At 37.7% G+C, this 6,864-nt stretch carries 8 protein-coding genes; 1 reads left to right on the forward strand and 7 read right to left on the reverse strand.

Annotated elements, in window-relative coordinates; all coding sequences use genetic code 11:
- The coding region (locus tag AC1DG9_RS20690; RefSeq protein WP_477635165.1) for a Fic family protein at nt 1–860 on the forward strand (860 nt) is incomplete at its 5' end.
- Here the strand turns inward: AC1DG9_RS20690 and AC1DG9_RS20695 are convergent.
- The 7 genes from AC1DG9_RS20695 to AC1DG9_RS20725 form a co-directional block, all read right to left on the reverse strand.
- Nucleotides 840–1,076: a hypothetical protein gene (locus tag AC1DG9_RS20695; protein ID WP_172663739.1), complete on the reverse strand. Its 237-nt coding sequence runs from the start codon at nt 1,074–1,076 to the stop codon at nt 840–842. The genes AC1DG9_RS20690 and AC1DG9_RS20695 overlap by 21 nt on opposite strands.
- Nucleotides 1,077–1,222: 146 nt before the next feature.
- Nucleotides 1,223–1,984 (reverse strand): LytR/AlgR family response regulator transcription factor, encoded by a 762-nt coding sequence (locus tag AC1DG9_RS20700; protein ID WP_172663738.1) that lies wholly within the window; start codon nt 1,982–1,984, stop codon nt 1,223–1,225.
- Entirely contained in the window at nt 1,959–2,870 is a 912-nt protein-coding gene (locus AC1DG9_RS20705; protein WP_172663737.1) for a sensor histidine kinase, read from the reverse strand. The genes AC1DG9_RS20700 and AC1DG9_RS20705 overlap by 26 nt, the downstream gene beginning before the upstream one ends.
- A gap of 314 nt (nt 2,871–3,184) precedes the next feature.
- On the reverse strand, nt 3,185–4,174 hold the full coding sequence (locus AC1DG9_RS20710; protein WP_216854519.1) for a PorP/SprF family type IX secretion system membrane protein: 990 nt from the start codon (nt 4,172–4,174) through the stop codon (nt 3,185–3,187).
- Nucleotides 4,171–5,121, reverse strand: a complete 951-nt coding sequence (locus AC1DG9_RS20715) for a T9SS type B sorting domain-containing protein (RefSeq protein WP_172663736.1) — start codon at nt 5,119–5,121, stop codon at nt 4,171–4,173. The genes AC1DG9_RS20710 and AC1DG9_RS20715 overlap by 4 nt, the downstream gene beginning before the upstream one ends.
- Nucleotides 5,122–5,145: 24 nt before the next feature.
- Nucleotides 5,146–5,859, reverse strand: a complete 714-nt coding sequence (locus AC1DG9_RS20720) for a hypothetical protein (RefSeq protein WP_477635166.1) — start codon at nt 5,857–5,859, stop codon at nt 5,146–5,148.
- A 35-nt stretch (nt 5,860–5,894) separates the two neighbouring features.
- On the reverse strand, nt 5,895–6,864 hold a 970-nt coding region (locus AC1DG9_RS20725; RefSeq protein WP_477635167.1), incomplete at its 5' end, for an Ig-like domain-containing protein.

Genomic DNA, 6,864 nt, shown 5'->3' on the forward strand with positions numbered 1-6,864 from the left:
ATATTCCATCTGATGTTGTGCACGACAGAAGAGCATCAGGGATTGGCGAACTTATGATTGATGTTCGAAATTCATTTAAAGAACCACTTACTCAAAAAAAAATATGGGAGTGGCATAAAGCCCTTTTGGGTTCATCAAATAGAATAAGAATTGGAGCATGGAGAAAAGGTGACGAACCAATGCAGGTTATATCTGGTAGAATTGGAAGTGAAACGGTTCATTTTGAAGCTCCGCCTTCAAGTCGGGTGCCAGCAGAAATGGAGCATTTTATAGAATGGTTTAATCAAACAGCTCCCGGAGGATCTCGGGAAATTAACAGTGCGCCCGTTAGATCTGCAATTGCCCATTTGTATTTTGAATCAATACACCCACTTGAAGATGGAAATGGGAGAATAGGAAGAGCAATTGCCGAGAAAGCACTTTCTCAAACTCTTGGAAGGCCGGTTTTACTTAGTCTCTCTGAAGCGATTGAGATAGATCGAGCTGCCTATTATGAAGCTCTTAAAAAAGCCCAGCAAAGTAATGACATTTCTGAATGGATAAACTATTTTGTTTCAGTAACATTAACTGCTCAACGGAAAGCTAAAACGTTAGTAAATTTTACGTTGCAGAAAACCAGATTCTTTGATAAATATAAAGAACAATTAAATAGTCGTCAGCAGAAAGCGATCATCAAAATGTTAGATGCAGGTACCGAAGGATTTAAAGGAGGGATGACAGCAAAAAAATACATCTCAATTACAAAAACATCAAAAGCCACAGCCACACGCGATTTGCAGGAACTAAGTGATTTAGAAATTTTAATAGCCGCCGGAAGTGGGCGTAGTGTGCATTATGACCTAAACTTTAAACTCATCTAAAGAATAGGGCAATTCCTCGCAAATAAAGCCATATTTCATTAAAATTTTTCTGATGGCAGGTACATAGGAACTGGCGCTAACTACCCTAAGGATTTTATCTTCATCCTCTAATGCAAAAGTCCAGTTTTTTGTGCCAAGCAGATTGTCCATCTTACGCCTAATGGTACTAAGATCATTTTTGTCCCGTACCGAGGTTTTAAAAATAATTATGTTCATCACTCTTCATTGATTGTGTCTAACAATTATCAGGTTGCAATCCTTATTGCCTCAACCTAACACATATAAAGATGGTTGATTTGTGAATTTAAGAAAAGAGAATTTACACCGAAACGGACAAAATTGAAGCTGAATTGTAAACGTATTTATTTTCTGGCAAGCCAGTCTAAAAATTGAGGAGTTTTTTCTTTGCTTATGGTGATGGTTTCCTTAAATGGAACTAAGAGGTTTATAATCAGCTTACGAGAGAAAAAATGAGCGGCATCTTTAACCGCTGTTCTGTTTAACAGGCACTGTCGGTTTACCCTAAAAAAATCGTCACCACAAATACGTTCCAGCTCTTCCATTTTCTTGCTAACCGCATACGTTTTGTCGTCAAAAGTAAACAAGCAGGTTTCTTCATGTTTAATATAAAACAGAGCAATGTGTTCCATTTTTACAGGAATGATCTTGTCTTTATGGGTAACTAAAATAGAAAATGTTTTCTGCACAGGTTTGTTTGCAAACAGATCTAAAATAGAATCATAAGAAACCGCCGAAGTGGTAAATTCCTTGCGTAAGGTTTGATATTTTTTTAGCGCCTGTTCAACTGTTGATGAAACGATTGGTTTCAATATATAATCTATACCTGTTGTGCGAAAAGCGTTGAATGCATATTCATCATAAGCGGTACAAAAAATGATAGGAGCTGTAACCTCAACAGCTTTAAATATGTCGAAACTTAATCCATCACCAAGTTGAATGTCACTAAAGATAAGATCAGGCATGCCATGCGTTCTAAAATAATGCAGTGATTCCTTTACCGATCTTAGGCTTGCAACAATTTGAGCATTAGGTTGTAATCTGATGATTAGATCAGCAAGATCCTCAGCTGTTATTTGTTCATCTTCTATAATTACAATCTTCATGTTTTAATATTTTTAAGCTAACAGAAAAGGTAAGTCCATCATCTCTGATATCAATCTCATCACCAGATAACAGGTTATATCTTTCTGCAAGATTAGCCAAACCACTACCGGTAGAATGTTCCAGGTTCGACTTAAGCTGGATGTTATTAGTTACACTGATCCAGTTGCCATTTTGTTTGATATTTATATTCAGCGGAGCAGCATCCGTTAGTTCATTATGCTTAATCACATTCTCCAGAAGCGGTTGAAGCGAAAAAACCGGAAGTACTAATCCTGAGCTTTCTTTCTCTTGTATGTCTAAATTAAAACTCAGGGCCTCACCAAACCTTACTTTTTGCATCTCCAGGTAATCTGCACATAATTTCAGCTCATCATTCAGTGATGCTATTCCGCTTTTGTTGCCCGATATGGAGACACGTAAGAAGTCAGACAAACGGAGTAAATAATCCTCAGCTTTATCGGGACTTCTTTTAATTAGAGATTTTAATATGTTGAGGGCATTAAACAGAAAATGCGGATGTATTTGCTGAAGTAATAATTCATTAGCCGCCTGAGACCTTGCTGCAATTAAACGTGAGTTCTCCAATTGTACCTGGTTATTAGAATCTTGTACAATAATGAAGTTTTGGAGTAGCAAAACAATACCATTGATAAAGAATCCCTGTAAACTGAGGTACAGATAAATTACATTACCTCTAACCCTAAATGGTTCGTGTTGTTCTATAATACCGCGAAAAGTAAGGTATTGCCCAAGCCAGTAAATACATATAATTATTACCGCACTCATCACAAAACTTGCCAGGTAAAACTTTTTGGTGCTTTTGCTTATCGGAGGCGATTTCTCATCGCCAAAAACCACTAACAGACGAATGTTAGATAAGCACATTAACGTGAGCAGCAGTTGGAAAAATAAACATTTTACCAGAGAGCCATACAGTTCCCCTTCTTGAATAAAAGAAGAAAGAAATAAAAACAAACTGACGGCTGTAGTAAAACAGCAGCTTATTTTTATTAAATTTTTAAGAGGAAGTTTCGTTTTCATTTAGTACAAATATATTCATGATTAACGAAGAACTTTTATTTTATCACAAAGCTCGCAAAGTTCACATGAAATTATGTGCTTACAAAAATGAAGGGTTTGGCATTTGAATTAAAGATGTTTAGTGCTCAAACGGACAAAATAATACCTGAATAGTCCTTTTAAAAATCATAACATCTGGATGATCTGATTTTTCGCATATTTCTGGGGCCTAAATAAATGCCTACTGAAAACTCATGACTGCCATAGTTGTAGTACTGAAGTTTGTTTAGAGAATAGTCGTAAGAATAGCCGACTCTTAGGTTGTCTGTAGCAAAGAGTTCGAACATCATGCCCAGCGCATTCTTTTTAGTGAGGTCTTTTTGCAGGAATTTTTTGTTGTACAAAGGAACCGTGGTTCTATAAAAACCACCTATCCATACCTTTTCATTGAGTAGGAGGAAGGCGTTAACATCCAAAGAAGTAGGACCCTTTATGTCGTCTTTTAATAAAATAACAGGTTTTAACGCCCATCCGTAAGTAATGGGTATTAAAGCGCCTGCAGTTAAAAATATGTGCGGCTGCGGAACAGGAACAAGAAGATTGTTGCTATAGTTTTTTGCAGCCCAGCTTGCTATCAGGTTACTTGCCGAAAGTCCGGCGAAATATTTTTCATTAGAGTAGTAAATACCAGCCCTTGCATCAGGGAAAAATCTGGTTTGCATTCCAGTAGGGATAACCTCATCATCGGGATCTATGCTGGTTAATTTATCTCCATCAAGGCCAAGTTGCATTACACCTGCTGCCAAACCAAAAGAGAGTCTGGAATTTTCATCATAACCCAGTTGAATTTTATAGGCATAGTTTGCATATGCAGAAAGGTTTTTTTGCGCACCGATCTTATCGTTTGAAGCGATGAATCCAAGACCAACATTTCCGTCGTCAATAGCACCATCTACAGCTACTGAAACTGTTGTTGGTGCACCTCTTACGCCTACCCATTGTGCACGATAAAAAGCCTGTATGTATAGTTCTTTTTTATATCCTGTATAAGCAGGATTAATATGGATTGTATTGAAAATGTACTGTGTAAACTGACTGTCTTGCTGTGCACTTGAGCTACACACAATTCCAATAGATGCTAAAAACAGAAGTATGATTCTTTTCATCATTGTTTGCCCCTTAATAAAGTGATATAGCCTTTATAGATTTCCCATTTGGTGCCTATTTTTAGTCTTAGTACATAGAAATAAGTACCTTCATTAAGCCCTCGTCCGGTCCATTCATTATTGTAGCCTTTTTTGAAGTATACAGTTCCTCCCCATCTGTTTAGGATGGTGATTTCATTTTCAAACGCTTGTACACCTGGTATTTCAAAGGTTTCATTTTTATTATCTCCGTTTGGCGTAAACACGTTTGGTATAATAATACCTGCTACCGAAGTACTGGCAGTGGAAACGTTATTAGCCATATTTGGATCTGACTGATCAGCCGAGACCTTTGCCGTGTTGTAAATAACACCGGCTTTAAGAGCTTTAGTTTTTATCCTTAAATCTGCAGATTCGCCATTTTGCAGGCTATCAATTTCCCAAAGCACAGTCCTGGTTGCAAAGCTATACCTTGCATTACTACCGGCAGTAGGGGTTAGTTGCTGAAATTCGACCTCGGGAGGTAGCTCATCTGTAACCTTAATGTTGGTTGCCTTATCGGTCCCATTGTTTTTTACATTAATGGTGTAATCGAATGAGTCGTTAAGTGTTAAAGCCCTGTTTTCTGATGTTTTGGTAACCATCATATCAGCTTTGAGAATAATAGGAGGAGTTGTTCCGCCTACAACGATGACAGCCTCTGAAATATCGGAAGCACAGCCTTCGGTGTTATAAGATATTACAGTGTATGTTCCAGAAACAAATACTGTAAATTCCTGGCCAATAGCGCCACTTACAATTTGATTGTCTTTAAGCCATTGATAGGTTGATGCGTTAACAGAATTTGCCCGCAACTTTAAAGAAGCCCCCTGCGGGAGATTCACCGTTTGCGGACCAGAAGATTGCGCAAAGCATGCCGTTGCACTGAGCAACAGCATACTTGACACAAAACTTATTTTTCTGTTAGACATAAAGCTCTGACCTTAATATTTAAATTATGGTGCTGTAATAGTAACTGTAGGTTGACCAGGAGTTTGAGTTACTGTGACTGTTTGAGTTGTTGTAGCTGTAACCTCGCAACCTGTACCTAGAAGTGTATTCGTAAACGTTGTTGCTTGTTTATATTTTACCTTTCCTGTAATTACATAGACACCTGGAGTAGTTGTTGTTAGTGTAAACTTTCCAGTAGCTTGGTCAATAGTACCAACGGTACTCCCATCTACAGTTGTGGTTCCATTATTAACGCTATAAGTATATTCTAAAACTAGATCTGATCCGCTTACTGGAGATAATGCAGCTCCTGTTTGAGTGATATCAGAAGAATTAACCGTGTTGTTGGATTGGCAATAGGCAGGAACAGAAGGTGCGTTTAATGAAAATGCCAATGGAGGGAGTATGATTATTGTGTTGCTTACAGGATCGGAAGAACATTGCMCTGAGGCTGCATCTGTCTGCGAAACTAGTATCACTTCGTAACTTCCTGGATCTGTAAACGAAGTTGGTGCGGTGGCAGAGGGATAACCAGCGAATTGAGTTCCATCTTTCTTGACATCCCACAAAGCTGAAGTTCCTGCTGGTAAATTTGTTACACCTAAATTTAGGGTTGTTCCAGAGCAAGTATAAAATGTCGCTGCCATTGCAGATGTTGAAGTGATTAAAAATGAAGCTAATAAGAAGCTCATTTTTAAAAATGTAATTTTTGTTTTCATGTCTTTTTGATTTTAAGTTTTACGTTAATTGTTTATTAATTAGAAGTTATGTTTACTTGTGGAAGAGGTGGTTTAGGGTGTATGATCATGTTAAAAGTTACAGGGGGGCTTATACAACCATTCGCATTTTTAACACTTATTGTCCCAGCATAAGTAGTTACATTTGCTGTTGTGGGAACAATAATGCTTATATTAGAAGCTGGTAAGGGAGTATCAGATGATACATTCACAAAACCATCTGTTATTGCTGCGGAATCCCAATTGATGCTGTAGCTGGTTGGACTATATGTAGATGTGTAAGTTAATGTTGCGTTTGTTATTCCTTTACAAGCAGTTGGATTTGTGATTACAATAATGACTGGTGATTGGTTGATCATTAAACTTATTGGATATGAATTAGTACAATTGCTTGTTGTATTCCGGATACTAAAAGTTCCTGTATATGTACCAACAGGTGCATTTGAAGGGATACTCAATTGAATTGGACTCGTAGGAAGATCAGCTCCGCTAACATTGGTTAAACTTGTTGTATTCCAAATGATGTCATATTTAAGACTACCGGAAGAAACAGCAGTATAAGGTAAGGTGGCTGCTGTAGTCCCTTTACATATGGCTGGAATATTTCCTAAAGATATTGTTGGGAGTGGAGATACATCAACAGTGAAAGAAGTTGAATTGCTACAATGTGTAGTTGTATTGGTAATAGTATATGTGATGCTAGCTGTTCCAACAGAAACACCTTTTACAAATCCAGTACCATCAACAGTGGCTACTGAAGAGTTATTAGTACTCCAAACACCTGGATCTTCACTCGTATTGGTAAATGTATAACCAACACCCACGCAAATATTTGCGTTACCAATAATTGCAGAAACAGTTGGGAGAGGATTTACGGTAACGATTATTGGAACTCTTTCTGATTCAGCATTACAATTTGTTCTTGCGGTTGCCACATAGTAGGTTTTGGTTGCTGTAAGTGATGGAGTAGGCGTATAAGTATTGGTG

It is taken from the genome of Pedobacter sp. 05L430, assembly GCF_056397585.1.